The following is a 24,577-nucleotide window of genomic DNA, read 5'->3' on the forward strand; positions in this document are numbered from 1 at the left end:
CGTCCTTGTGTCACAGTCACTGGTCACGGTGCGCGGGCATCGACCGGGAGAGACCATGCGCCTTTTGATGAACGTCGTGGCCCTGGTGGGCCTTCTTGCGTTCCCGACCTTCGCCTTCGCTCAGGACCTCGCGCTTAAGAGGGTCATGCTCTCCTCCGGCGGTCTCGGCTACTTCGAGTACGAGGCGATCGTCGATGGCGACGCGACACTGAAACTCACCGTATCGCTGGGTCAGGTCGACGACGTGCTGAAGAGCCTCGTCGTCTATGACGACAAGGGCAGCGTGGGTGGGCTCAGCCTTCCAGGGCGGGAGCCGCTGGCGCAGGCGTTCAAGGATCTTCCGTTCGACGAGAATTCGCTGGGCTCGCCGGCCGAGCTGCTGCAGACCCTGAAGGGCGCAGAGGTCACGGTGGGCGGCAGCCGCTCGATCTCCGGCCGCATCGTGTCGGTCGAGGAGGACAGTGTCGCACTGCCCGACAACAAGGGCATGGTGAAACGCACGCGGATCACACTCTACACCGACCGAGGCCTGCAGCAGTTCATCCTGGAAGACGCCGAGAACCTGCAGTTCGCCGATGCCGCCTTGCGGGAAAAGGTCGGTCAGGCTCTGGTCGCCATCCAGGGCAATCGCGCCAAGGATGCGCGCACCATCGACCTGTCGATGCGCGGGCAGGGCAAGCGCACGGTGCGCGTGGCCTACATCGTCGAGGCGCCGGTCTGGAAGGCCTCCTACCGCCTGACCCTGGGCGCCGATCCGGCCGCCGCGCGCTCGGGCCTGCAGGGCTGGGCCATTGTCGAGAATTTGAGCGGTCAGGATTGGAAGGATATCGAACTGACGCTCGTGTCGGGTCGGCCGGTCGCGTTCCACCAGGCCCTTTACAACGCCTACTACGTGACCCGCCCCGAAGTACCGGTCGAGATCGCCGGCCGCCTGATGCCGGGTATAGATCGTGGCGGCGTCACCGCAGACCAGCAGCGTGCCAAATCCTCGCTGCCGATGCCGGCGCCCGCGCCGTATCGCGCGCAGCAGGAGCGTTCGGTCAGCGCCCCGGCCATGGCGCCGCCTCCGCCCCCGCCAGCGCCCCTGGCGGCGGCTGCCGAACAGATCGAGGCGAGTGATGCCGCCACGCAGGTGATCTTCAAGTTCCCGCGCGCCGTCAGCGTCGAGAACGGCCGCACGCTCTCCATTCCGATCGTCGACCGGCAGGTGCCGGCGGCGCGGCTTGCGCTCTATCAGGCCGACACCGCCGCGCGTAACCCGTTGGCCGCGATCCGCCTGACCAATGATGGCGAGTCGGGCCTGCCACCGGGCATCATCACCCTCTACGAGCGCGATAAGGGCGGGTACGTGTCCTATGTCGGCGACGCGCGCCTGTCGGCCTTCCCGGTCGGCGAGACCCGACTGCTGGCCTATGCGCTCGACGAGAAGATCATCATCGAGCGCGATGTGGCGCAAACCGATCGGGTGGCTTCGGGCACCATCGCCAACGGCGCGCTGCGGCTCTCGCGGGTCATGCGCCAGACGACGGTCTATCGTGTGCGCGGCCCGGCCAAGGAGCCGCGCCAGCTCGTCGTCGTCCAGCGCCGCCTGCCGGGCTGGACCTTGACCAAGCCGGACTCGAAGGACGTCGAGCTCAGCGAAGGCAACTATCGCATTCCCTTCCAGCTTCCCGGCGGCGACCAGACCCAGACCTTCGAGGTCGTGCAGGAGCAGACGCAGCAGCAGGAGATCCGGCTGCTCGAAAGCGCGGCCGAGCAGATCCGAGTCTACGCCCAGGCCCGCGAGTTCGATGCGAAGACGCGCGAAGCGCTCACCCGCGTGCTGCAGCTCCAGCAGGCCGCGGCGGAGGCCCAGCGCAAGGTGGCCCAGGTCGACGCCGAGCGGCAGGCGATTGTCCAGGAACAGGCCCGTCTGCGCGACAACCTGGCGCGCGTGCCACCCAACAGCGACCTGCAGCGCCGGTATCTGGCAACGCTCGACAAACAGGAAACCGACCTCGAAGCTCTCGCCAACCGCCGCGCCGAAGCCGAGAAGGCAACCGCAGCCGCGCGCGACGCGCTGCGGACTTATGTGAGTCAGCTGGGCTGATCGCTCTCCTCATTTGCTTCCCCATTCAAAACGGGGAAGTGCCCCGCCTTTCGGGGCGATGGGGTCATGTGCGGCGAGGGCCGTGACCCCTCCGTCGGCGTAAGACGCCGCCACCTCCCCAGCAGACTGCGGAGGAAAAGAGAAATCACCCCGCCCTGAGCGTCCTGACCGCATCGTCGCGGCGGAAGAGGTAGAGGAGGGCACGCAGGGCCGTGCCGCGTTCGGTCTGCAGGTCGGGATCGCGGGCGATCACCAGCCGTGCGTCGTCGCGGGCGGCCTCCAGCAGTTCGTTGTGGATCGCGAGGTCGGCCAGCCGCATGTCCGGCAGGCCGCTCTGGCGCGTGCCCAGAAGCTCGCCGGCGCCGCGCAGCTTGAGGTCCTCCTCGGCGATGCGAAAACCGTCCTCGGTCTCGCGCATGATCGCAAGCCGTGCCTTGGCGGTCTCGCCGAGCGGCAGGGCATAGAGCAGCAGGCAGGTCGACTTGGCGCTGCCGCGACCCACCCGGCCGCGCAACTGGTGGAGCTGGGCCAGACCGAAACGCTCGGCATGCTCGATCACCATGACCGTGGCCGCCGGCACGTCGACGCCAACCTCGATCACGGTGGTGGCTACGAGGACCGACAGGCGACCGTCGGCGAAAGCCGCCATCGTGGCCTCACGCTCGGTGGCCTTCAGGCGGCCGTGCAGCAGGCCGACCTTTCCGGGGAAGCGGTCGTTCAACAGCTGGAAGCGCTCGGTCACGTTGGCGAGGTCGATCTCTTCGGATTCCTCGATCAGAGGGCAGACCCAGTAGACGCGCGCGCCAGCCGCGATCTGCCGGCCGATCCCCTGGGCAACCTCGCCGAGGCGTTCGAGCGGAATGGTGCGGGTGTCGATCGGCTGGCGGCCCTTGGGTTTCTCCGTGAGCTTCGAAACGTCGAGATCGCCGTAGGCCGCCAGCATCAGCGTGCGCGGGATCGGTGTAGCGGTCATGACGAGCAGGTCGACGGCATGGCCCTTCGACGACAGCGCCATGCGCTGATGAACGCCGAACCGATGCTGCTCGTCGACGACGGCCAGCGCGAGGTCGGCGAACTCGACATCTTCCTGCACCAGCGCGTGCGTGCCGACCACGAGCTGGATCGTGCCGTCGGCCAGACCTTGCAAGGTCTGCTTCTTCTGGCGCTGGCCGTCGCGGCCGGTCAGCAGAGCGATCTTCACGCCGGCCGTTTCCGCCAGTGGCGCGATGGTCGCGAAATGCTGGCGTGCCAGCAGCTCGGTCGGCGCCATCATGGCCGCCTGTGCGCCGGCCTCGACGCAGATCAGCATGGCGAGCAATGCGACCAGGGTCTTGCCGCTGCCGACATCGCCCTGCAGCAGCCGCACCATGCGCTCTTCCTTGGCCAGATCGTCGGCGATCTCGGCGACCGCCTGCGTCTGGCTGGCGGTCAGCTCGAAGCCCAGCGAGGCGAGGGCGGCCGTGCGCAGGCGGCCATCGCCCTTCGTCGCGTGACCGGCCAGGGTGCGGTTGTGATGGCGCACCAGCGCGATGGCGAGCTGGCTGGCCAGCAGCTCGTCGAAGGCCAGGCGTGCGCGGGCAGGGTGCGACGGAGAGAGATCGCCTGGTTCCTCGGGCGCGTGGACGCGGGCGACGGCGCTCTTCCAGTCGCTCCAGCCCTGTTTCTTGTGAAAGGCGGCGTCCTGCCATTCGGCGAGACCCGGCGAGCGTTCGACGGCCGCTGCGATGGCCTTCTGGACCGGCCTCTGGGTGAGACCGGCGGTCAGGCCATAGAGGGGCTCGACCCGCAGGATCCCCTCGCGCTCCGCCAGCGGGACGACATGGTCGGGGTGCGTCATCTGCACCTCGCCCTGGTAGATCTCGACCTTGCCGCTCACCACGCGGGTCTCGCCCGGCGGCAGCAGCTTCTTGAGATAGTCCTCGCGACCGTTGAAGTAGGTCAGGCAGAGCCGGCCGCTCTCGTCGCTGCACCAGATCTTGTAGGGCTGCCGCGGGCTGTGCGGGACGAGGTGCTCGTCGACGTTGACGGTCAGGGTTGCGACCTCGCCGCCGCGCGCCTGGGCGACATCGGGCGCGTTCCGCCGATCTATTACGCCGGCGGGCAGGTGCCACAGAAGGTCGACGACCAGCGGGCCGGCCAGCTTCTCCACAAGCGTGCCCAGCCGCGGACCGATTCCGGGCAGTGACGTGACGTGGGCAAAGAGGGGCGTGAGGGCTTGCGGGCGCATGGTTGGCTTGATCAGGGGCTGCGTGACTTCGCCATCGCCGCCGCCTATATGCTACGCCCCTTTTGGGTCCGGGACTGGGGAAAACATGACTGGCGACACGGATCTGGAGACGCGGCGCAAGCGTCTGCTCTACCGCAGCACCTATCGTGGCAACAAGGAGAACGACATCCTCCTTGGGCAGTTCGCGCGCGCACATCTCGGGGAATTCGGCGCCGCCGAACTCGATCAGTATGAGCGGCTGCTCTCGGTCGGCGACAACGACATCTACGACTGGGTCTCGGGCAAGGTGGAAGTCCCGGCCGACCAGGATTCGACGGTGGTGCGCAAGCTGCTGGCGTTCCGCGTGAGGTTCTAGTGGCTCTGCCGTTCGTCAGCGCACTGGCCGCCATCCCGCGCAAGGCCGTCAAATGGACCCTCGCCGGGCTGCCCGAAGGCGCCGATGCCCTCGTGCTGGCGGAGCTGGCACGCGCGACCGGCGGCGTGGACATTCTGCACGTGGCGCGCGACGGACAGCGGCTGGAGCGGCTTCAGGACGGCCTGCGCTTCTTCAGCCCCGACCGCGAGGTGCTGGTCTTCCCGGCCTGGGATTGCCTGCCCTACGACCGCATGTCGCCGCATCCCGACATCGTGGCCGAACGTCTGGAGACTCTCAGCCGGCTGGCGGCTCCGAAGGCACCTGGCGCGCCGGCGCGGATCATCCTCGCCTCGGTCGGCGCCGCGCTGCAGCGCGTGCCCCCAAAGAGCCTCTACAACGAGGCGGCGACGATTCTGCGCAAGGGCCAGACGGTCGATGTGGCCTGGCTCACCAAGTTCCTGGGCGAGAACGGCTATGGCCGGGCCGAGACGGTGATGGAACCGGGCGAGTTCGCCGTGCGCGGCGGCCTGTTCGACCTCTTTCCGCCGGGGACCAAGGAGCCGCTGCGGCTCGACCTGTTCGGCGACACGCTGGAGGCCATCCGCTCCTTCGATGCGATGAGCCAGCGCTCGACCGGTACCCGAGAAGAGGTCGTGCTGCTGCCAGTCAGCGAAGTCCTGCTGACGCCCCGGAGCATCGAGCGTTTTCGCAGCGGTTATCGCGAGTTGTTCGGCAACGTCTCGGGCGAGGACCTGCTCTACGAAGCGGTTTCGGCCGGTCAGCGTCATGTCGGTGTCGAGCACTGGCTGCCGCTGTTCCACGACCACCTGGAAACGCTGCTCGATTACTGCCCCGGCGCCATCGTCACGGCCGACCATGAGGCTGCGGAAGCCTTCGGCGCGCGCTACGAGCTGATCGCCGACTATTACGATGCCCGCCAGAAGACCGGCGCCAAGGGCGGCATGACCGGCGGCGCGGACTACAAGCCGCTGCCACCCGACCGGCTCTACCTGAAGCCCTCCGAATGGGAGCGGCTGCTCGACGGCCGTACCGTCGCGCAGTTCTCGACCTTCGATTCGGCGCCCGGTGCGGTCAACACGATCGATCTCGGCGGCCGCCGCCACGAGGGCTTCGCGCAGGCGCGGACGGCGCAGGGCGTCAACCTGTTCGACAAGGTGGCCGAGCATGTGAAGGCGGCCAACGACGCCGGCCGCCGCATCGTCGTCGCAGGCTACACCGACGGATCGACGACGCGCCTGCAGCATCTCTTGCAGGAGCACGGCGCCACCACGCCGGTACTCGCCGCCGATTTCGCCATGGTGCAGGGACTGCCCGCCGGCGTGCTCGCCATAGCGATCTGGCCCCTGGAGCATGGCTTCGTGCTCGATGGGCTGGAGGTCATCGGCGAGGAGGACATTCTCGGCGACCGCCTGTCGCGGCCGGCCAAGAAGCGCCGCCCGTCGGAGCGCTTCATTGCCGAAGCCTCGGCGCTCAGCGACGGCGACCTTGTGGTGCATCGCGAGCATGGCGTCGGGCGCTACGAGGGTCTCGTGACGCTCGAGATCCATCACGCGCGCCACGATTGCCTGAGGCTCACCTACGAAGGCGGCGACAAGCTCTTCGTGCCGGTCGAGAACATCGACGTGCTGAGTCGCTACGGCGCGGGCGAGGAGGGCGCCGTGCTCGACCGTCTGGGCGGCGTCGCCTGGCAGTCGCGCAAGGCGAGGCTCAAGCAACGCATCGCCGACATGGCCGACCGGTTGATCCAGATCGCCGCCGAGCGAGCGGTGCGGCGCGGCGAGACGCTCAGTCCGCCGGAGGGCCTGTACGAGGAATTCTGCGCGCGCTTCCCCTATGCCGAGACCGACGACCAGCTCCAGGCGATCTCCGACGTCATGGACGATCTGTCGTCGGGCAAGCCGATGGACCGGCTGATCTGCGGCGATGTCGGCTTCGGCAAGACCGAGGTGGCCCTGCGCGCGGCCTTCGTCGCGGCGATGTCGGGCAAGCAGGTGGCGGTGATCGGCCCGACGACGCTGCTGGCCCGCCAGCATCACCGCACCTTCGTCGAACGCTTCCAGGGCATGCCCGTGAACATCGGCCGCCTGTCGCGCCTGGTCACCGCCAAGGAGGCCAAGGCCACCAAGGAAGGGTTGAAGGACGGCACGATCAACATCGTCTGCGGCACGCACGCCCTGCTGGCCAAGGGCATCGAGTTCAAGGATCTCGGCCTGCTGGTCGTCGACGAGGAGCAGCACTTTGGCGTGGCCCACAAGGAGCGGCTGAAGGAGTTGCGCGCCGACGTCCACGTGCTGACCCTGACGGCGACGCCGATCCCGCGCACCCTGCAGCTCGCGCTGACCGGCGTGCGCGACATGAGCCTGATCGCCACGCCTCCGGTCGACCGGCTGGCTGTGCGCACCTTCATCACGCCGTTCGACGGCGTCACCATCCGTGAGGCGCTGCTGCGCGAGCAGTATCGCGGCGGGCAGAGCTTCTATGTCTGCCCGAGGGTCGAGGACCTCGCCTCGGTCGCCGCGGAGATCCGCGAGCTGGTGCCCGAGATCCGGCTCGGCATGGCGCACGGCAAGCTGTCGCCGACCACCATCGAGAACACGATGCAGGACTTCGTCGAGGGCAAGTTCGACGTGCTGCTCTCGACCAACATCGTTGAAAGCGGCCTCGACATCCGCAACGCCAATACGATGATCATTCACCGCGCCGACATGTTCGGTCTGGCACAGCTCTATCAGCTGCGCGGCCGGGTCGGTCGCGGCAAGACGCGCGCCTATGCCTATCTCACCGTACCGCCGGGCCGGGCGCTGAACGAGTCGGCGGCCAAGCGGCTCGAGGTGATGCAGACCCTCGACACGCTGGGCGCGGGCTTCCAGCTCGCCAGCCACGATCTCGACATCCGCGGCGCCGGCAATCTCCTGGGCGACGAGCAATCGGGCCATATCCGCGAGGTCGGCATCGAGCTCTACCAGCAGCTCCTGGAGGAGGCCGTCGCGGCCGCACGCGGGCGCTCCGACGAGGCCGAGAAGTCGGAATGGTCGCCGCAGATCAACCTCGGCATCCCGGTGCTGATCCCCGAGGAATACGTGCAGGATCTCTCTGTGCGCATGGGGCTCTATCGGCGGCTGGGCGGACTCACCAGCCAGAGCGAGATCGACGCCTTCGCCGCCGAGCTGGTCGACCGGTTCGGCCGCATGCCGGTGGAGGCGGAGTTCCTGCTGAATACGGTGGCGCTGAAGCTGCTGTGCCGCGCCGCCCAGGTCGAGAAGATCGACGCCGGCGAGAAGGCCGTCGTTTTCAGCTTCCACGACAACAAGTTCGAGAAGCCCGAGCGCCTGATCGGCTGGATCCAGAAGAACGCCCCGCTGGTGAAGCTCAGGCCGGACCACCGCGTGATCGTGCAGCGCGTCTGGAAGGACGAGCGGCAGCGGCTTTCGGGCGTGACGTCGATCGTTTCTTCTTTGGCGAAGCTCGCCGCTTAGGCGGGGGCTTCTTCATCAGTGTCTTCGCCGCACGTCGGGCGCAGCGCAGCAGCCAGTCGCTGAGGCGCGTGTCGCCCGAGGCGCGTGCCAGGGTAACCGCACCGACCGCCAGGATCGCTACGGCGGTCGCGTCGGCGTCGAGCGTGCGCTTCCTTCCGCGTGCAAGCTCGGCGATTGCCCCGTGTAGCACATTGGCATAGGCGAGCCTTGCCGCCAGCGGCGACCGGGCGACGTCTCCGGCCAGAGCGGCGAGGGCACAACCCTGCGCCGTGGCGCTCAGGCTCTCCCGATCCAGATAGGCATCCAGTACGGCAGTGGGCTTCTCGGCGGCGCGCAGCCGGGGCAGCAGGCCGTGGCCCATCCGCACGATCTCGGCGAACAGGTCGTCCTTCGAGGTGAAGTGGGCATAGAAGGCGCCCCGCGTGAGCCCGGCCGCCAGCATGATGTCGTCGATGTTGGTGCCGGCATGGCCACGCAGCCGGAACAACCGGGCAGCATGCTCGACGATCTCGGCCCGGATGGCGGCTTTTCGGGTGGCGCTGATGGGCATGATATGTCGATAATCATATCATAGGATAATCGACATATCATCACGGATGAGCGCCACACGCACAGTCACGTCGTCCTGAGCGAAGCGCCGCAGGCGCGTAGTCGAAGGACCTATTTTCCCTTCAACGCATCGTGCCCCGGAAAAGAGGTCCTTCGACTGCGCCGCCCTATGGGCGGCTTCGCTCAGGACGACGGAAGTGTTCTGTCAGACGGTCGACTGCGCCGCACTGGTGGCGGCGTCGCGTTCGGCGAGGTTGAAGACTTCGACGAAGGCCGGCGGCGGCTGGGCGCCGGAGACGGCGTACTTGCGGTTCACGATGAAGCAGGGCACGCCGTTGATCCCGAGGCGGCGGGCGTAGACGTCGGAGGCAACGACTTCCTGCCGGCCCTCGTCACCCGACAGAAAATGGCGTGTAAGGTCTTCCTCGATGCCGGCGCGCACGGCGCATTCGACCAGCGTGTCGAGGTCGCCGATGTCGAGCCCCTCTTCGAAATAGGCCTTGAACAGTTCGGCCACGACCTCGTCCTGCCGCTCGCTCTTGGCGCTCCAGTGGACCAGGCGATGCGACAGTACGGTGTTGGGCGTGCGCTTGATGCGCGAGAACTGGAAGTCGATGCCGGCCTCGCGGCCGCTCTCGGCGATCGCCTGGTAGATCTGGCGCGGCCGGTCGCCGCCGCCGAACTTGGCGCGGACATAGTCGTCGCGCGTCATGCCCTCGGCCGGCATGTCGGGATTGAGCTGGAACGGGCGCCACGCGACCGCGACGTCGGTGCGGCCGCTCTGCTCAAGGGCGCGCTCGAAGCGGCGCTTGCCGATATAGCACCAGGGACAGATCGTATCGGAGACGATGTCGACGTAGATCATGAGCCGACTTTATGCCTTTCCAGCCAGTGCAGGAAGAGGCCGGCGCCGGCCGCCACGGCCAGAGCGAGCGTGGTCAGCCAGGCGGCGCTGGGCCAGCCGCCCCAGGCCACCAGGGCCCCGGTGATTGGGGGCCCGAGAAGTCCGCCGATGTTGGACCCCTGCATCAGCAGGCCTGTCGAGGCGCCGGCGAGTTCCCGTCGCGGCGCATGGATCGGAATGGCGGTGAACAATGCCCCCGGCACGACGCCGATCACTGCCGAGTAGACGCCGGCCAGCACCAACCGCGCGAGGTCGGGCACGCCGTCCACGAAAATGCCGGCGGCGCACAGGCTCATTGACAGGGTGGCGCCGACGATCACCGCGACCCGCGGCACCCGGCGGTGCAGCAGCCAGCCGGCCCCGAGATTGCCGGTCACGTTCAGGATGGCGACCGCGGCCGTGACGATGGCGGCGGTCGAGGTGGAATAGCCCAGCCGCTCGATCAGGAGCGTCGGCAGGAAGCCGATGATGGCGAACCAGCAGCAGGCATAGGCGCCGAAGCAGAGCGCGATGGCGAGCGGGCCGCCGCTTGTGGCGACTTCCTTCATTTCCGCGAGGACCGGACGGCGCGCCACCGGTAAGGGATCGAGCTCGCGCCGCGGTACGGCGCGCAGGAGGAGGGCGCCGGCCATCAGGGCGGCCGCCCCCGCGGCGACTAGCCAGACGGTGCGCCACGAGGTACCGGGCAGCACGATCGCGGCGATCACCATCATGGTACCGGAGCCGGCCGGCATGTAGGTGCTCCAGATCGCCATGGCGAGACGCTGGTCGCCGGGCCGCGTAAGGCGCAACAGCAGGCTCGGCACGGCGACGACGACGGTGATGAAACCAAGCCCTTCGAGGATACGGCCGATCAACAGCGCTTCGACGCTGGGCGCGAAGGCGCCGGCGAAACTGGCCGCCCCGGCCAGCAGCGTGCCGAAGATCGCCAGACGCCGATGGCCGACGCGATCCGCCGTCAGCGCGATCGCCATGCCGCCCAGCGCCGTCATCAGGTTGATGACCGACAGCAGCCAGCCCGCCTGTTCCAAGGTCGCGCCGAGATCCTCGCGGATCGACGGGAGGGCGGGTGGCGCCTTGCCGACCTGGAAGGCCGCGACCATGCCGGCCGCGACCAGCAGGGCGACCAGCGGCCACGGGGTGCGCGCAGGACTCAGTACTGCACCCGCGCGGTAATGGCGCCGTCAACCACCATGTTGATGCCGGTGATGAACGAGGCGGGCGCGCCGGCCAGGAAGACGACGGCGCTGGCTACTTCCTGCGGCGTGCCCATGCGGCCTGTCGGATTGCGCGCCAGCGAGCGCTTGTAGCGTTCGCTGGCGGCGTCGCGCTGGCGGCCCCAGGTGTTGCCGTCCTCGAGGATCGTGCCCGGCGAGACCATGTTGACGCGCACGCCCTTGGGCGCCAGCTCGATCGCCATCGACTTGACCATGGGGACGAGCGCCGCCTTCACCGAACGGTACGGCTGGGTCGGGCCCGCGACCTCGACCAGCGAAGTCGTGCCGATGATGGTGAGCGTGGCGCCCTGGCCGCGCGCTTCGAGATGCGGCCGGACGTTCAGCACCGCGTTGACCGTGGCGACCAGGTCGATTTCGATGGCCTTGCGCCAGCCCTCGACCGTGTTGTCGGTGCCGAGTGCGCTCACATTGGCGACGAAATGGTCGATGCCGCCGTCGGCCGCGAAGCCGTCGATCCAGGCCTTGAGGGCCGCGTTGTCGGTGACGTCGAGCGGCGTGCCGGTGGCGCGGCCCTGTTGCGCACGCCATTCCGCCTCGCGCTCCTTCACCAGAGCCGCATCGCGGGCGCAGAAGCCCACGACCGCGCCCTCGGCCAGGAAGGTGTCGACGATGGCTCGGCCGATGCTCTTGGTGCCGCCGGTCACCATCACGCGCTTGCCTTTGAGACCGAGGTCCATGCTGTTTCCTCCGAACGGGTCGCTCGCCTATAAGGCCGGCATGAAACAGTGGAGCGTCCGGCATGTCCAAGCGATTCGACCTTAGCGGCAAAGTGGCCCTGGTGACCGGCGCCTCGTCGGGTCTCGGCGTGCATTTCGCCCGCACGCTGGCGGAGGCGGGGGCCTCGGTGGCGATCGCGGCGCGGCGTGCCGACCGGCTCGCCTCCCTACAGGGGGAACTGCAGCAGGGCGGTGCCAGGGCGTTGGCCGTCGATCTCGACGTGCAGTCGGCGGAATCGATCGCGGCGGCCTTCGACAAGGTCGAGGCGGCGTTGGGACCCGTCGACATCCTCGTGAACAATGCCGGCATCTCGATCGTGAAGCCCGCACTCGACATGCCCGAAGCGGATTGGGATTCGGTCGTCGACACCAACCTGCGCGGCGCCTGGCTGATGACGCAGACCGCGGGCAAGCGTTGGGTCGCAGCGAAGCGGCCGGGCTCGATCGTCAACATCGCCTCGATCCTGGGCCTGCGCACGATCGGCCAGGTGGCGCCCTACAACGCCTCGAAGGCCGGGCTGATCCATCTCACGCGGGCGCTCGCCATGGAGTGGGCGCGCTACCAGATCCGCGTCAACGCGATCTGCCCCGGCTACATCGAGACCGAGATGAACGGCGATTTCTGGAAGACGCCGGGCGGCCAGCGCTTGATCGACCGCATCCCGCAGCGCCGCATCGGCCAGCCCGAACATCTCGACGGTGCGCTGCTCCTGCTCGCCTCGGAAGCGGGCGCGTTCATGACCGGCAGCATCATCACCGTCGATGGCGGCCACACGGTGAGCTCGCTTTAGTTTCCCTCACCACCCGTTGATGCGGTCGTAGACGTCGACCACCGACCTGCCGCCATCGAGGTCGCTGTCGACGACATAGTAGCGATCGTAGGCCGCCGCAGTGATGCAGGCGTGGTTGGGAAGGATGCGGACGCGCGCGCCGACCGGGAGGTTGCCGTAGGGTAGCGGATCGTCGGCCGCGACGAAGCCGTGTTCCTGCGAGCATTCGATCACGGCCATGCCGGCGGCCGGCGGATCGGCGATGGTGCCGTAGCCGACCTTGGGCTGGAACTCCTGCGCGCTGATGTCCTTGGACAGCGCCAGCGCGCCGGCATCGACCAGCAGCTGGTTACGGTGCGGATAGTGGCCGATCACCGAAGCCAGCACCGAGAGCGCGATGTCTCCTGCGCCGCACGAGCCGATATATTCCTGGTCGAGGTCGTTGAAGACATAGACGCCCGGCCGCATCTCGGTAATGCCGGTGAAGTCGCGTGAATGCATCGCGGTCGGCGTCGAGCCGCCCGAGACGATGGGGCAGGGAATACCGGCTTCGCGCAGTTTCTCCGCCGCGGTCACGATCGCCTGGCGCTCCTGCTCGGCCACGCCCGCGATGCCGTCTGGGGTGCTCTGGTGATAGGAGTGGCCGGCATGGGTCATGACGCCGGCGAGGTCAACGCCGGGCGCCTCGTGCAGGACGCGGGCGATGTCCAGAAGCCCGGGCAGGGCGGGGTAGGGCAGGCCCGCGCGGCCGCCGCCACTGTCGATCTCGACGAACACCGAAAAGGTGTCGCCGTTGCTGGCCGCGGCGGCGATGGCCTTTGCCACGGCGAGATTGTCGGTGACGACACGCAGATTCACGCCGCGGCGGCGCAGTTCGGTCACAGCCGGCAGCTTCGCGGGGATGATGCCGACGCCGTACAGAATGTCCTTGAAGCCGCCGTCGGCAAAGTAGCGCGCCTCGGCCAGGGTCGAGACGGTGATGCGGCCATCGTGGCCCTCGACGGCCATGCGGCCGATCTCGACGGATTTCGCGGTCTTGAGGTGCGGCCGCAGCATGACGCCGGCATTACGCAGGCGCTCGCTCATGCGCTTGAGGTTGCGGCGCAGGATCGCCCGGTCGAGAATGAGGGCGGGAGTCGGCAGGTCGTCGATTGTCTGTGTGGCCATGGTGACGATTCTAGCATGCCGATCGAGAACGAACGCAAATTTGTCCTGAACGAGCAGGCCACGGGCCTGGAAGCAGAACTGGGCGCCCTGCCGGGCGTCTCACGCCACCTTCTGCGTCAGGCCTATCTCGATGCGCCGGGGCTGCGGATCCGAGCGCTCGAGGGCGATGGCAAGACCGACCACGTCTTCACCTACAAGCGCACGATCGACGGCCAGGTGGTCGAAATCGAGACCGGCCTCAGCGCGGTCGACTTCGCGCGCCTGTGGACCCAGCGGCTGGAGGCGCTGGTCAAGGTCCGCTACTCGTGGCCAGACGGCCGCTATCACTGGGACGTCGATTTCTTCAAGCGCGGCGACGGCTCGACCTATTTCGCGATGGCCGAGGTCGAGATGCCGGAAGAGCAGATCGAACCGCCACCGCTGCCGGATTTCCTCGCCAGGCATCTCCTGATGGTCGCGCCCGCCCTCGACCCGCGCTTTACCTCGAAGCGCATTGCCGACCAGACACACGCCATAAAGCTGCTCGCCGACATCAGGGCGAACGGCGGGCCCGATTAGGACTTCCGCGGCCGGTTCGGCGGCAGCGTCACCAGCGGCCACGGGTCGGGGAACTGGCCGACGGGGCAGTCGATCAGGAGCGGCGCGCCCTTGGCGAGGCCGCGCGCGATGGCGGTGCCCAGCTCGTCCGGCGAACCGACACGCACGGCATCGACGCCGAAGCTCTCGGCCAGCTTCACGAAGTCGGGGTTGCGCAGTTCGGTGGCGATGGTGCGGTTGTTGAAGGACTGCTGCTGGATACGCCGCACGTTGCCGAAGGCGCCGTCGCTGAACACGACCGCCACGACGCCGATCCCGTGCTGGGCGGCCGTCGCCATCTCCATCGCGGTGAACATGAAGCCGCCGTCGCCGCTGATCGACACGACCGCCGTATCGGGCCTGGCGACCTTGGCCCCGAGCGACGTGGCATAGCCCCAGCCCAGCGTGCCCTGGTAGCCGGGCGACAGGAAGGTGCGCGGCCCGTAGCTCGGCCAGGCGAAGCGAGCGGCGTAGCCGATCTGCGTCAGCTCATCGACCAGGATGCCGTCGTCGGGCAGCGCCTTGCGGATCGCCTCGAGATAGGCGATCTGCGGTGCGAGCGTCTCGTGGATCTTCTTGGTGGCCGCCGCCTTGATTCCGGCGACATGCGCGGCCCGGCCGCCGTGCCTGCGTGCGTGCTTCTCGAGGCGATCGGCCAGCACCTTCAGGGTCGCGGTGGCATCGCCCACGATGCCGATCTCGGGCTTGCGCTGGCGGTCGAGTTCCTCGCTGTCGGCGTCGATGCGGATGATCTTCAGCGTGTCGTCGAGGCCCCAGTTCTGCTGCTGCGGCTGCAGGCGGGTGCCGACCGCGAGCACGACGTCGGCCTCGCCCCAGAAGCGGTAGCCGGCCGGCGCGGTGATCGAAAGGCGATGGCGTCCGTCGATCACGCCCTGGCCCATGCGGCCGGTCATCACCGGCGCGTCGATCAGTTCGGCGATGCGCAGGACGTATTCGCCGGCGCCCTGGGCACCGCCACCCACGACGATCAAGGGGCACTCGGCGGTGCCCAGCAGCTTCGCCGCACGTTCGACGGCCTCCTCGTCGACCGGACAGGGATCGGCGGCGGCCGCCGTGCCGATCAGTTCGACCGGCGCGCGCCGGGCCCAGATGTCCATGGCGCATTCGAGTGCGACCGGGCGACGGCGACCCGAGAGCAGGCGGCGGAACGCCTCGTTCACCAGACCCGGCGCCGCGGCGGGAGCGGGGATGCGGTCGGCCCATTTGGTGAGACCGCGCATGATGGCGAGCTGGTCGGGCAGCTCGTGCAGCAGACCGACGTTGCGCCCGATCATCGCCTGCTGGATCTGGCCGGTCAGCGCCAGCACCGGCGCGTTGACGGCATAGGCGGTTGCCAGCGCCGCCGTCGTGTTGAGGAAGCCGGGGCCGGGGACAACGACATAGGCTGAGGGCCCGCCGGTTGCCATCGCATGGCCCAGGGCCATGTAGGCGCAGGCCTGCTCGTGGCGCGCGTGGATGGGCCGGATGGCGTTCGTGCGATCGTAGAGCGCGTCGAAGAACGGATCGTTCTGGACGCCGGGCAGGCAGTAGAGGGTGTCGATGCCGTTCACTTCCAGCATCGACAGGACGGTCTGGGCGGTATTGAGGGTCTGCATGCCCTTCAGTCTACACGCCTATGACGCGGCGCGCGCTATTCGACGCGGGCGCCCGAGGCCTTGATGATCGGTGCGAGACGGGCCTCCTCGGAATCACGGAAGGCCAAGGTGTCGGCCGGCGAGCGCCAGATGGCGACGGCAGCCTGCTCGAAGAACTTGGCCTTGAGGTCCTCGCTCTCCAGTGCCTTCTTCGACAGTTCCGAGAGTCGCGCGACGATGTCGGGTGGCAGCTTCGCCGGGCCCGTAAGGGTGGTCCACGAGCTGATGTCGAAGCCGGGCAGGGTCTCGGCGATGGCGGGTACATCGGGCACGACGGGGCTGCGCTTCTCGGAGGTGACGCCCAGCGCCCGCACCTTGCCGGGACGCGACTGGGCGAGCGCGCCAGGGATGTTGTCGAATATCATCTGGATTTGCCCGGCCAGCAGGTCCTGCATCGCCGGGGCCCCGCCGCGATAGGGTACGTGGAGCATGTCGACCTTGGCCATGATCTTGAACAACTCGCCGGAGAGGTGAAGCGTCGTACCCGATCCGGCGGAACCGTAGGAGTATTTGCCGGGATTCTTGCGCAGCAGGTCGATCAGTTCCGGCACCGTCTTCACCGGCAGGTCGAGATTGACCACCAGCATGTTGGGCAACTGCCAGATCGTCGAGATGAAGGTGAAGTCGGTCCTCGCGTTGAACGGCAGCTTGGCATAGAGGGTGGGCGAGATGGCATGGCTGGCGATACCGCCGAGGCCCAGCGTGTAGCCGTCGGGCGCCGACTGGGCGAGAGCATCCATGCCGACATTGCCGCCCGAACCGGCCCTGTTCTCGACGATCCACTGCTGGCCGCTGATCTCCGTCAGCTTGGCGCAGAACATGCGCGATAGCGTGTCGGTCGCACCACCGGCGGGGAACGGGTTGATGTAGCGGACCGTCCTGTTTGGATAGGTGCCCTGCGCGGCCACAATCGCCGGGGCGGCAAGGGTGGCGGCGGCTATTCCGCCCACGACCGTACGGCGCCCGATCGGACGCATCTTGCTCGTCATTTTATGTTTCCTCCCTTTACTGACGCAGGGAAGGTGCCAAAAAGGACCCTTGCCGTCGATGGAAAAGCCGAAATCCTTGTAATTGTGTCGGGATTTGGGCGTGGCTGGCCTTGCCTCTGCCTTCCAAATGGCTGAAAAGTCTCGGCACTGGGTACTTTCGCCTGTGGAGTGCAAATGGCTTTGGGGGCTGTCTGCGCTGGCAAGAGGATGGTCATGTGGGGTTTTGAGCGTTGGGCCGCGCTGCGTCTCGTCGCGCGTGGTACTTCCTTGGGCGTCGCCTTGGGTGCGCTCTGTTTCGTTGGCGCTACGAACGGGCTTGCCCAGCCGAAGGCGGCCACGCAGCCACCGGCCCAGCAGCAGCCCCCGCAGCAGTCCGCGAAGAAGCCAGGCCATCCGCCGGAGGCGGACGTCTGTTACGGCACCACCGGCGCCGATGCGCCGACGAAGGTCGCGGCCTGCACCGAGGTCATCGACAAGGGACTTCTCTCGGGAGGCGGCCTGGCGTTGGCCTACCTCCACCGAGGCCTGTCGGAGAGCGGCCCGGACAGCGACAAGCGCTCCAAGGCCGACTTCCGGACCGCGGTCCGGATGTACAACGACGCGATCATGGCACAGCCGCTCAACCCGCATCTCTACATCCAGCGCGGAGTCGTCCATCAGACGATCGGCGAGGCCGATCGCGCGATCATTGACTACAGCGATGCCATCCGACTTGCGCCGCGCGACACGCTGCCGCTGATCAACCGCGGCGTCGTTCTCTACACGCGCAAGGACAACAACGAGGGGGCGATCGCCGACTTCAACGCGGCGCTCAAGATCAACTCGAAAGAGATCAGCGCCTGGACCAATCGGGGCATCGTCTATCGCAAGAAAGGCGACGTGAACCAGGCGATCGCCGACTTCACGACGGCGATCAAGATTCTCCCGGACAAGATCGAGCCGGTGTCGCTCACCAAGGTACCCGATTCGATCACCAGCCAGCTTGCGAAGACGCCCCAGCAGGAAGCCAACCGGATCGCGCTGCAGGCCGCCTTCGTGTACTTCCAGCGCGGCCTCGCCTGGTACGACAAGAACGACTACGACAAGGCGATCGCCGACTTCTCCGAGTCGATCCGCCTCAATCCGCGGGATGGGGCGCCCTGGGTCGGCCGCGGCGCCGCCTACATGTACAAGAACGACCTGAAGCAGGCGATCGCCGACTTCTCGGAGGGCATCAAGCTCAAGCCAGGTCAGGCCTTTGCCCACATGCAGCGTGGCATTGCCTATCATCGGATCGGCGACGCCGACAATGCGCTCACGGACTACACGATCGCCCATGAACTGACGCCCAAGGATCCGAGCCCGCTGGTCAACCGGGGGATCGTCCAATACACGAAGAAGGGCAAGTTCGAAGAGGCGGTCAACGACTTCAACCAGGCCCTCAAGCTCAATCCGAAAGAAGTCAACGCTCTGATCAACCGCGGCGTGACATGGCGGCAGAGGAACGATCCTGATCGTGCCATCGTCGACTTCACCGAGGCGGTGCGGCTTGGTCTGCAGACGTCGGACATCCTCAGGCTCACGCAGAAGGACAAGGACGGCAAGAAGGATCCCGCGGCGGCGCAGACTGCCGACCAGGTGGCCAATGCCTACTACCAGCGTGGCATGGCGCTGATCGACAAGCAGGAATACGAGGCCGCCGTGAAGGACTTCGAATCGGCGCTGGAGATCAACGAGAACGAGCCGCGCGCCTATCTCGGCCGCGGTGCCGCCTACCTCAAGATGGACAAGGCGAAGGAAGCCGTTGCCGACCTCGACCGCGCCATCAAGCTCGCGCCGGGCATGGCCTTCGCCTATTTCGAGCGCGGCACCGCCTACCACCGCGTCGACGACTACGACAACGCCATCTCGGACTACACGGCGTCGATCGCAATCGATCCCAAGGAGCCGCTGGCCTACATCAACCGCGGCATGTCGCTGATTTTCAAGGACAAGCTCGACGACGCGATCAATGATTTCGACGCAGCGCTGAAGATCAGCCCCGACGACATCAACGCGCTAGTCCAGCGAGGCTTCGTCTATGGACTCAAGAAGGATTACCCGCGGGCGCTGGCCGACATCGAGGATGCTCTGCGCCTGTCGCCCGGCAATCCTACCGCGCTCTACTATCGCGCACAGGTCATGGGTTTCCGAGGGGATGCCGGCCGCGCGATCGAGGATTACAGCGAGGCGCTGCGCACCGACCTGAAGAATCCGCGCATCTACTCCAGCCGCGCCCATCTCTACAGCAGTCTCGGTGAGTACGACGATGCGATCGACGATCTGAACAATGCGATCCGGCTGCGGCCGCGCGATGCGAACCTGTACCTCAGCCGCGGCATCGCCCGTTTCAACAAGGGCGAGTACGCCAACGCGGTTTCGGACTATGACGAGGCGCTGAAGCTCGACCCGAAGATGACGCCGGCGCTGAACAACAGGTGCCTGACGCGGGCCGTGCTGGGGGCGAACCTCGACGCCGCGCTCGCCGACTGCAACGAGGTCCTCAAGCTGGTGCCCGACGATCCCTATGCCCACGACAATATCGGGCTGATCTATCTGAAGCGGAAGCAGTGGGACAGGGCGATTGCCCAGTACAACGCCTCGCTCAAGGTGGATCCGGATCGCGCACGCGCCCTCTACGGACGCGGCCTCGCACGCGCGCGCAACGGCCAGGGGCCGGCCGGCATCGCCGACATGTCGACCGCGAGCGGCATCCAGCCGAACATCTCGAATGAATTCACGAAGTACGGCGTGAACTGAGGGCGGGCCGGCTCTCCCCTCAGAACGTCAGTTTGACCTGAAGGCCCAGGACGAAGGCGTTGGGAATGGTCGTCACGCCGTTTGGCCGGATCACATACTGAACGTTCGGCATCAGCGAAAACCACGGAGTGAGCTGGGCACGATAGTTGAGCTCGATGGTTGTCTCGGCGGACTGTACGCCGACCGAGCCCGGTGCCACGGCGTTCGCAGCATTCTGCGCCGCGGCCAGTGTGCTGCTCACCTTGCTGTAGCTGACCGCCAGGCCAATCGTGTCGTCGTCCCGGTCGGCAAAAGTTCCTCTCTGGAGAAGCCCGAGCTGCCCGATATACTCGAGCATCGCCGTGCCGGGGGCGCCATAGGCGATGACGGCAAACGCCGTCAGTCCCCGGTCGCTCCCGGGCGCGGTGCGGTAGATCATCTGGTCGGCCTGGACATAGAAACCCCAGCGGCCACGGGCGAGGGCCTGCTTGCCGCCGGGAGGCGATCCCAGGTACGGCACGTCGGATGTATCGTAGTATCCGCCCAGTCTGTAGTGACCCTTCAGCCCGGCGGCCCCGAGGCGCGGCTGCCAGCCCAGCTGGGCCGGCATGATGACGCCGGTGGCGCCGGAAATCCCGAGCTTGAAGCCGTTGGCGGGTGCCGCCAGCGTCGGGTTCACCTCGTAGACGCCCGTCTGGACGTAGACCTCGTCGGAGAGATTGACCTTCGCCATGCCGCCCCAGCTGCCCGTGGGATAGATGGTGAAGCCGCTGTTCACGACGATGGCGATCTGTCCGCAGAAGCCGTTGTTCTGAAAGTAGCAGTAGATCGGTGAGGTCGCGAAGTCGTCGGAGGCGTGCAGCCAGCCGAGCTTGATCTGGAGGCGATCCTCCAGAAGCAGCTGCTCGTAGGACAGTTGGGCCAGCCGGACGTTCTGTCCCGCGCCGTATATCTCCTGCACGGAGATGTAACTGCCGATCGTGTTGGCGGCCAGACTCTGGCCGGCGCGCTGGGTGAACGTCACGTGGAGCTTGGCCTTGGGCCAGCCGATCAGCTTTTCGAGATCGAAATCGGCACCCGCGTCGACCTGTTCGGTATAGGCCGCGCCTTGCTTCAGTCCACCGAGGGGATTGGCTGCGGATTCCGCAATGTGATGGGCACGCAGCGTGACCCCTTTCGCCTCGAGATCGCTGCGCGTGCCATTCCAGTCGCCGGTCATGTACTGGCCTCGCAGCCACGACGACAGGCCCGGGTTCGTCGCTGCCGGCTCGTCGGCGTGCGCCGATCGGCCCTGCAGCGCGGTCGCGCCGAAGAACGCGCACCACACCGCGACAACACCAACGCGGACAAGCAGCTTACCGGACATTGCGCCGACCATTCCGTGGAAGGGGCCCGACGCAAATGCATTCGCGGAGGCTTGGGACTTTCACCACGATCTGTCTGCCACCAGGATCCAAGGATAGTCGTTCCATACCGGGAACATTGTGGGCGAAGATCCCGGCGGGAGCTGATTCCCGCGCAACCGGGGAATCTGGCAGTCCGAACTCCGCGCCGAGGAGAAAAGCAGTGATTAGTGTTACTTCCTGGTAAGCGATGGCGGATGGGGTGGGATTCGAACCCACGGTGGGCGTGAACCCACGCCGGTTTTCAAGACCGGTGCCTTAAACCGCTCGGCCACCCATCCAACTCAGTGAATTCAGATACTTAGGTGCCGCCATGATTGCAACAAATGGCGTTCTCCGTCTGCTGGTCTGCCGCTCATGGCAGACGATTTATGCCTGATGCACGACGGGCTGCTGGGCTACGCGCCGAAACCGCGCCTTCGTGGAGCGGGGGCCAGCAGCTGGTCGATGACGATCGACGCCGACGGGTTCGGGCGCAGCGGGAGCGCCGCGAGACGGGGGCCTGCTCGATCGAGTGAAAAGCCTGGGCTGGCGACCATCGACACCTATCCGAGACCCGCCGCCGAACCGGCGGCAAAGTTGTTCTACGTCAACTCTCACATGAGGCCGCGCGGTAACGCGATGGGCGCAAGCCTGCTGGCTGCCCGGCTGCGGGAACTCTCGCGAGCCTCGGATCGGCGAACATCGACCATCGGCAGGATCAGCCGCCCTGTTCCCGTCTCAAGGCCTCGCGGCGGAGCATGGCGCGCCATTCGGCAGGGGATACGCATTTGTGGGCGTGGACGCCGAGCTTGCGCTGCATGGCCTCGCGCTCATTGGGCACATAGCGGTCCTTGCTGTTGGCCGGCAGGGCCCAGGCCCAGCCGGCGGAGACCATCTTCTCCTGCAGGTCGTCCTCGCCCGCGAAGCACTGCGCCACCGGCGGATTGCTCTTGCGGTCGGTATCGACCAGACGGCAGTTCACCGGACGCCCGGCGATGAACTCCTCGAGCGCCTTGCGGGCAAGCGCGCCGGCACGCCACTGGCCGTCGTCGCAGGTCTGGCTTCGCTCCGGGGCATCGATGCCGAACAGGCGGACGGTCTGCGGCCCGAATCGCACCGTGTCCCCGTCGACCACCGTGAAGCGCGGCTTCGGGACCGGCGGCACCACCGTGTCGTCGTCCGAGGACTGGGCGGCGGCGCCTCCCGCGATCGCCAGGGCGGCGAGGGCGGCGAGGGCAGCGATTGGCCAGAAGAGGGTTTTCAAAGCTTGGACCTTGCGGCGGCGTTACCGAACCACATTACGCTATTTGGTTCGGGCCCCAAAGCCGGCCCGCCGCAACGCGTCGGCCATCGCATTGCCCGGGGCGCTGGGCTTGGCGGCCTGCACGCGGACCTGGTCCCGCCGGGACGCGCCGCCGCCGCCGTCGCTGCGGCCGGACCGTGCGGGCTGGCTGCCCGCCTGGTCGTCCAATCGCAGGGTCAGGCCGATGCGCTTGCGCGGCTTGTCGACCTCCAGCACCTTCACGCGAACGATATCGCCCGGCTTCACGACGCTGCGCGGGTCCTTCACGAAGCTGTTCGACATCGCCGAGACGTGCACGAGGCCATCCTGATGGACGCCGACATCGACGAAGGCGCCGAAGGCTGCGACGTTGGTGACGACGCCCTCCAGCACCATGCCCGGCTCCAGGTCGTTCAGCGTCTCGACGCCGGCCTTGAACTCCGCCGTCTTGAAGGCCGGACGCGGATCGCGCCCCGGCTTCTCCAGCTCGCGCAGGATGTCGGTCACGGTCGGCAGGCCGAACCTCTCGTCGACGAAGGAAGCCGGCGAGAGCGCGCGCAGGGCAGGGGCGTTGCCGAGCAGGGCGTCGATCCTGCTCTTGGTCGCGGCGATGATCCGGTGCACCACCGGATAGGATTCGGGATGGACGGCCGAGGCGTCGAGCGGATCGTCGCCGGCCTGGATGCGCAGGAAGCCCGCGCACTGCTCGAACGCCTTCGGTCCGAGCCGAGGCACGTCCTTCAGCGCCTTGCGTGAGCGGAAGGCGCCATTCGTGTCGCGATGGGAGACGATGCTCTGCGCCAGTCCGGGGCCGATGCCGGAGACGCGGGCCAGCAGCGGGGCCGAGGCCGTATTGAGATCCACACCGACGCCGTTCACGCAGTCCTCGACGACGGCATCGAGCGACTTCGACAGCTTGAACTCGCTGAGATCGTGCTGGTACTGGCCGACTCCGATCGACTTGGGATCGATCTTCACCAGTTCCGCCAGCGGATCCTGCAGCCGGCGGGCGATCGACACGGCGCCGCGCAAGGTCACGTCGAGGCCGGGCAGCTCCTCCGATGCGTAGGCGGATGCCGAGTAGACCGACGCGCCGGCTTCCGACACCACGATCTTCTGAAGCTTGGTCTCCGACAGTCCCTTCAGCAGCTCGATCGCCAGCTTGTCGGTTTCGCGCGAGGCAGTGCCGTTGCCGATCGCGATCAGCTCGACCTTGTGCTCGCGCACCAGCCGCGCCAGGACGGCGAGCGCCTCGTCCCAGCGCCGCTGCGGCTCGTGGGGATAGATCGTGCTGGTCGCCACGACCTTGCCGGTGGCGTCGACCACCGCGACCTTCACGCCGGAGCGGAAGCCGGGATCGAGCCCGAGCGTCGGCCGGGCGCCGGCCGGCGCGGCCAGCAGCAGGTCGCGCAGGTTGGAGGCGAAGACCCGTACCGCTTCTTCCTCGGCGGCGGTCCACAGGCGCAGCCGGAGGTCGATCGACAGCATGATCGTGATCTTGGTGCGCCACGCCCAGCGCACGGTCTCGGCCAGCCACTTGTCGCCCGGCCGCCCCTGGTCGGAAATGCCGTGGGCCCGCATGATACGCAGCTCGTAGACGCTGGGGATGGCCTGGCTGGCGGGCGGACGCGTCGCGGGATCGTCCGGCTCGACCGTCAGGCCGAGAATCTCCTCGCGCTCGCCGCGGCACAGCGCCAGCACGCGATGCGACGGCATCTTGGCGAGTAGTTCCGAGAAATCGAAATAGTCGCTGAACTTGGCGCCGGCTTCCTGCTTGCCCTCGCGCACCTTGGAGACGAGGCGGCCGTTGCTCCAGAACTCCTCGCGCAGCGCGCCGATCAGGTCGGCATTCTCCGCGAAGCGCTCGACCAGGATGGAGCGCGCTCCTTCGAGTGCCGCTGCGGCCGTGGCGACGTTCTTGTCCGCCGAAACAAACGGCTCCGCGCGGACCAAGGGCTCGACGCTCGGATCCTGCAGAAGCAGATCGGCAAGGGCCTGCAGCCCGGCTTCCTTGGCGATCTCGGCCTTGGTGCGGCGCTTGGGCTTGTAGGGGAGATAGATGTCCTCGAGACGGCTCTTGCTGTCGGCCGCCAGGATCGCGGCCTCGAGCTTCGCATCGAGCTTTCCCTGGTCGCGGACGGAATCGAGAATGACCTTCCGCCGGGCTTCCAGGTCACGCAGGTAGCCCAGCCGCTCCTCGAGCGTGCGCAGCTGCGCATCGTCCAGCGATCCGGTGACCTCCTTGCGGTAGCGCGCGATGAAGGGGACGGTCGCGCCCCCGTCGAGCAGCTCGACCGTGGCCTGGACCTGCTGCTCCCTGACCCCGAGTTCTTGGGCAATACGCGCCTGAATGGAGACCACCAAGAAATACCTCTTCGGTCGGAGGAGAGCGAGACCGTCGCTGCGCCCGCATCATGTTGG

At 67.3% G+C, this 24,577-nt stretch carries 17 protein-coding genes and 1 tRNA gene; 6 read left to right on the forward strand and 12 right to left on the reverse strand.

The window, feature by feature from the left end; translation table 11 throughout:
• Nucleotides 1–55 precede the first annotated feature (55 nt).
• A complete protein-coding gene (locus Q7V45_RS06165) occupies nucleotides 56–2,089 on the forward strand; it encodes a DUF4139 domain-containing protein (protein ID WP_304848663.1) in 2,034 nt (677 codons plus the stop codon).
• Nucleotides 2,090–2,234: 145 nt separating this feature from the next.
• On the opposite strand, the gene recG is transcribed toward Q7V45_RS06165, so the two are convergent.
• A complete protein-coding gene (gene recG, locus Q7V45_RS06170; protein ID WP_304848666.1) occupies nucleotides 2,235–4,316 on the reverse strand; it encodes an ATP-dependent DNA helicase RecG in 2,082 nt (693 codons plus the stop codon).
• 85 nt (nucleotides 4,317–4,401) lie between these two features.
• On the opposite strand from recG, the gene Q7V45_RS06175 reads away from it, so the two are divergent.
• Entirely contained in the window at nucleotides 4,402–4,671 is a 270-nt protein-coding gene (locus tag Q7V45_RS06175; RefSeq protein WP_304848669.1) for a succinate dehydrogenase assembly factor 2, read from the forward strand.
• The gene (gene mfd / locus Q7V45_RS06180; RefSeq protein WP_304848671.1) at nucleotides 4,671–8,168 is read left to right on the forward strand and encodes a transcription-repair coupling factor; all 3,498 of its coding nucleotides are present in this window, start codon (nucleotides 4,671–4,673) and stop codon (nucleotides 8,166–8,168) included. The genes Q7V45_RS06175 and mfd overlap by 1 nt, the downstream gene beginning before the upstream one ends.
• Here the strand turns inward: mfd and Q7V45_RS06185 are convergent.
• The 4 genes from Q7V45_RS06185 to Q7V45_RS06200 all read right to left on the reverse strand — a co-directional run bounded on the left by Q7V45_RS06185 (nucleotide 8,062) and on the right by Q7V45_RS06200 (nucleotide 11,536).
• A complete protein-coding gene (locus tag Q7V45_RS06185) occupies nucleotides 8,062–8,718 on the reverse strand; it encodes a TetR/AcrR family transcriptional regulator (protein WP_304848674.1) in 657 nt (218 codons plus the stop codon). The two genes, mfd and Q7V45_RS06185, sit on opposite strands and share 107 nt — an antisense overlap.
• 204 nt (nucleotides 8,719–8,922) lie before the next feature.
• Nucleotides 8,923–9,582: a DsbA family oxidoreductase gene (locus tag Q7V45_RS06190; protein ID WP_304848677.1), complete on the reverse strand. Its 660-nt coding sequence runs from the start codon at nucleotides 9,580–9,582 to the stop codon at nucleotides 8,923–8,925.
• Nucleotides 9,579–10,724: a CynX/NimT family MFS transporter gene (locus Q7V45_RS06195; protein WP_304848680.1), complete on the reverse strand. Its 1,146-nt coding sequence runs from the start codon at nucleotides 10,722–10,724 to the stop codon at nucleotides 9,579–9,581. The genes Q7V45_RS06190 and Q7V45_RS06195 overlap by 4 nt, the downstream gene beginning before the upstream one ends.
• A gap of 50 nt (nucleotides 10,725–10,774) precedes the next feature.
• Nucleotides 10,775–11,536 (reverse strand): SDR family NAD(P)-dependent oxidoreductase, encoded by a 762-nt coding sequence (locus Q7V45_RS06200; RefSeq protein WP_304848683.1) that lies wholly within the window; start codon nucleotides 11,534–11,536, stop codon nucleotides 10,775–10,777.
• Between the two features lie 62 nt (nucleotides 11,537–11,598).
• On the opposite strand from Q7V45_RS06200, the gene Q7V45_RS06205 reads away from it, so the two are divergent.
• Nucleotides 11,599–12,366, forward strand: a complete 768-nt coding sequence (locus tag Q7V45_RS06205; protein ID WP_304848686.1) for an SDR family NAD(P)-dependent oxidoreductase — start codon at nucleotides 11,599–11,601, stop codon at nucleotides 12,364–12,366.
• Between the two features lie 6 nt (nucleotides 12,367–12,372).
• Here Q7V45_RS06205 and Q7V45_RS06210 read toward each other — a convergent pair whose 3' ends face one another.
• Nucleotides 12,373–13,512 (reverse strand): alanine racemase, encoded by a 1,140-nt coding sequence (locus Q7V45_RS06210; RefSeq protein ID WP_304848689.1) that lies wholly within the window; start codon nucleotides 13,510–13,512, stop codon nucleotides 12,373–12,375.
• Nucleotides 13,513–13,527: 15 nt separating this feature from the next.
• Between Q7V45_RS06210 and Q7V45_RS06215 the strand changes: the two genes are divergently transcribed.
• Entirely contained in the window at nucleotides 13,528–14,070 is a 543-nt protein-coding gene (locus Q7V45_RS06215) for a hypothetical protein (protein WP_304848692.1), read from the forward strand.
• Here the strand turns inward: Q7V45_RS06215 and Q7V45_RS06220 are convergent.
• Both Q7V45_RS06220 and Q7V45_RS06225 read right to left on the reverse strand, forming a co-directional pair.
• Nucleotides 14,067–15,704 (reverse strand): thiamine pyrophosphate-dependent enzyme, encoded by a 1,638-nt coding sequence (locus tag Q7V45_RS06220; RefSeq protein ID WP_304848695.1) that lies wholly within the window; start codon nucleotides 15,702–15,704, stop codon nucleotides 14,067–14,069. The genes Q7V45_RS06215 and Q7V45_RS06220 overlap by 4 nt on opposite strands.
• A gap of 35 nt (nucleotides 15,705–15,739) precedes the next feature.
• Nucleotides 15,740–16,732: a tripartite tricarboxylate transporter substrate binding protein gene (locus Q7V45_RS06225; RefSeq protein ID WP_304848698.1), complete on the reverse strand. Its 993-nt coding sequence runs from the start codon at nucleotides 16,730–16,732 to the stop codon at nucleotides 15,740–15,742.
• Nucleotides 16,733–16,945: 213 nt separating this feature from the next.
• Here Q7V45_RS06225 and Q7V45_RS06230 point away from each other — a divergent pair, with 213 nt between their 5' ends.
• Nucleotides 16,946–19,510 carry a tetratricopeptide repeat protein gene (locus Q7V45_RS06230; protein WP_304848701.1) on the forward strand — a complete coding sequence of 855 codons (2,565 nt, stop codon included), beginning with the start codon at nucleotides 16,946–16,948 and terminating at the stop codon, nucleotides 19,508–19,510.
• A 19-nt stretch (nucleotides 19,511–19,529) separates the two neighbouring features.
• Here the strand turns inward: Q7V45_RS06230 and Q7V45_RS06235 are convergent, their stop codons facing one another.
• From Q7V45_RS06235 to Q7V45_RS06250, 4 genes are all read right to left on the reverse strand, one after another.
• A complete protein-coding gene (locus tag Q7V45_RS06235; protein ID WP_304848704.1) occupies nucleotides 19,530–20,855 on the reverse strand; it encodes a carbohydrate porin in 1,326 nt (441 codons plus the stop codon).
• A 228-nt stretch (nucleotides 20,856–21,083) separates the two neighbouring features.
• Nucleotides 21,084–21,173: transfer RNA gene (locus Q7V45_RS06240), tRNA-Ser, on the reverse strand.
• Nucleotides 21,174–21,592: 419 nt separating this feature from the next.
• Nucleotides 21,593–22,138 carry a thermonuclease family protein gene (locus tag Q7V45_RS06245; protein ID WP_304848706.1) on the reverse strand — a complete coding sequence of 182 codons (546 nt, stop codon included), beginning with the start codon at nucleotides 22,136–22,138 and terminating at the stop codon, nucleotides 21,593–21,595.
• A 39-nt stretch (nucleotides 22,139–22,177) separates the two neighbouring features.
• Nucleotides 22,178–24,517: a Tex family protein gene (locus Q7V45_RS06250; protein ID WP_304848907.1), complete on the reverse strand. Its 2,340-nt coding sequence runs from the start codon at nucleotides 24,515–24,517 to the stop codon at nucleotides 22,178–22,180.
• Nucleotides 24,518–24,577: the final 60 nt, after the last annotated feature.

The organism is Reyranella sp., from assembly GCF_030651995.1.
GTDB lineage: Bacteria > Pseudomonadota > Alphaproteobacteria > Reyranellales > Reyranellaceae > Reyranella.

Excerpts from the sequence above, each read along its gene's own strand:
- Q7V45_RS06165 (WP_304848663.1), top strand. The coding sequence starts at position 56 with ATGCGCCTTTTGATGAACGTCGTGGCCCTGGTGGGCCTTCTTGCGTTC.
- recG (WP_304848666.1), bottom strand. The coding sequence starts at position 4,316 with ATGCGCCCGCAAGCCCTCACGCCCCTCTTTGCCCACGTCACGTCACTG.
- Q7V45_RS06175 (WP_304848669.1), top strand. The coding sequence starts at position 4,402 with ATGACTGGCGACACGGATCTGGAGACGCGGCGCAAGCGTCTGCTCTAC.
- Q7V45_RS06185 (WP_304848674.1), bottom strand. The coding sequence starts at position 8,718 with ATGCCCATCAGCGCCACCCGAAAAGCCGCCATCCGGGCCGAGATCGTC.
- Q7V45_RS06190 (WP_304848677.1), bottom strand. The coding sequence starts at position 9,582 with ATGATCTACGTCGACATCGTCTCCGATACGATCTGTCCCTGGTGCTAT.
- Q7V45_RS06195 (WP_304848680.1), bottom strand. The coding sequence starts at position 10,724 with ATGGTCGCGGCCTTCCAGGTCGGCAAGGCGCCACCCGCCCTCCCGTCG.
- Q7V45_RS06200 (WP_304848683.1), bottom strand. The coding sequence starts at position 11,536 with ATGGACCTCGGTCTCAAAGGCAAGCGCGTGATGGTGACCGGCGGCACC.
- Q7V45_RS06205 (WP_304848686.1), top strand. The coding sequence starts at position 11,599 with ATGTCCAAGCGATTCGACCTTAGCGGCAAAGTGGCCCTGGTGACCGGC.
- Q7V45_RS06210 (WP_304848689.1), bottom strand. The coding sequence starts at position 13,512 with ATGGCCACACAGACAATCGACGACCTGCCGACTCCCGCCCTCATTCTC.
- Q7V45_RS06215 (WP_304848692.1), top strand. The coding sequence starts at position 13,528 with ATGCCGATCGAGAACGAACGCAAATTTGTCCTGAACGAGCAGGCCACG.
- Q7V45_RS06220 (WP_304848695.1), bottom strand. The coding sequence starts at position 15,704 with ATGCAGACCCTCAATACCGCCCAGACCGTCCTGTCGATGCTGGAAGTG.
- Q7V45_RS06225 (WP_304848698.1), bottom strand. The coding sequence starts at position 16,732 with ATGACGAGCAAGATGCGTCCGATCGGGCGCCGTACGGTCGTGGGCGGA.
- Q7V45_RS06230 (WP_304848701.1), top strand. The coding sequence starts at position 16,946 with ATGTGGGGTTTTGAGCGTTGGGCCGCGCTGCGTCTCGTCGCGCGTGGT.
- Q7V45_RS06235 (WP_304848704.1), bottom strand. The coding sequence starts at position 20,855 with ATGTCCGGTAAGCTGCTTGTCCGCGTTGGTGTTGTCGCGGTGTGGTGC.